The organism is Bradyrhizobium altum (genome assembly GCF_020889705.1).
Classification (GTDB): Bacteria; Pseudomonadota; Alphaproteobacteria; order Rhizobiales; family Xanthobacteraceae; genus Bradyrhizobium; species Bradyrhizobium altum.
In genome coordinates this window covers 1-1,193 of record NZ_JACMYP010000555.1, presented here as the reverse complement: position 1 = coordinate 1,193, position 1,193 = coordinate 1, and the positions used below count along the sequence as shown (strand labels likewise).

Genomic DNA, 1,193 nt, shown 5'->3' with positions numbered 1-1,193 from the left:
CCGGCACCGGTCGCCGCGCAACCCGCGCCGCAGCCGCAAACCGCTCCGATTGCCGCAGCACCGGCGGCGGCGCCAACCGGACCGATCGGCGTCTGGGCCACCGAGGAAAACAAGGGCAACGTCCGCGTCGAAGCCTGCGGCGCCAATCTCTGCGGCTATTCGATGAAGAGCAACGAGCGCATCCTGATCAACATGAAGCCCGACGGCAGCAAGTGGAGCGGCCGCATCCACGATCCCGATTCCGGCCGCAACTACGACTCGACGATCGCGATGAAGGGCCCGAATGCGATGCGCGTGCAGGGCTGCGCCTTCGGCGGCATGTTCTGCGGCGGCCAGACCTGGAAGCGGGTCAGCTAGGACGCGACCTTGGCACTATCCGATGTCCGCTGGCGCGCAAACGGCGAGCGGACATCAGGTTTTCTGCCAGTCCGGCGGTCGCTTCATGTCGATCGCCGGACGCGCTATAAGTGCCGCCGTGTCGAGGTTGAATCGAACCTGCGGGCGGCTTGCGATGGCGATGACGGCTCTTGAACTCGGTCTCCGCGGCGCGGCGGTCGCGCTGTTCCTGGTGGTTTGCGCGGTGCTGCTGCTGCGCTACGCGGCGGTGCATCGCGCCGCGCATCTCGGTGCCGCGATGGGCGTGGCCGGCGCGGCCTACGCGATTTCGACCGCACCGTTCTTTCCCGCATCGTCATTCGGCTGGAGCTCTCCGTTCATCGCCTTCGCGATGGGCTCGCCGGTGATCTTCTGGCTGTGGGCGCGCGCGATGTTCGACGAGCGGTTTGCCCTCCGGCCCTGGCACGCAGCGGTGTGGACGCTGCTCGCCGGCCTTGGTGTTGTGAGCCACAATTGCTGGACGATCTGGCCCGATCTCGCCGGGCCGTGCGGCCGCGCCCTGGCGCTGGCGACGATCGCTTTCGCCGTGCTCGGGATCGCGCAAATTCCAAAGGGATGGCGCACCGCCGTGACGACGGCACGCGGCCGGATCCTGATCGCGCTGCTGATCGGCATCGGCCTGCAGATGATATTCGCAGCGACGGCCGGGCTCGCCGCGATTCCGACCCGGTCGATCAGCCTCAGCGCCGCACTCGCGCTTGGCGCATTCGCGCTGATCGCGATCTGGATGATGCTGTTCGATCCGCCCGAGAGCCAGCTGGCGGTTGCCGGCGCCGGCGGCGGAAGTCGCCAGGCCG

General features: G+C 68.2%; 1 protein-coding gene and 1 pseudogene. Both read left to right on the top strand.

Annotated elements, in window-relative coordinates; genetic code table 11:
* Positions 1-357 (top strand): DUF2147 domain-containing protein (locus H8B02_RS47335; protein WP_229172520.1); only part of this gene is annotated, 357 nt, incomplete at its 5' end.
* A 160-nt stretch (positions 358-517) separates the two neighbouring features.
* A pseudogene (locus H8B02_RS47330) lies at positions 518-1,193 on the top strand (AraC family transcriptional regulator); the annotation flags it as partial.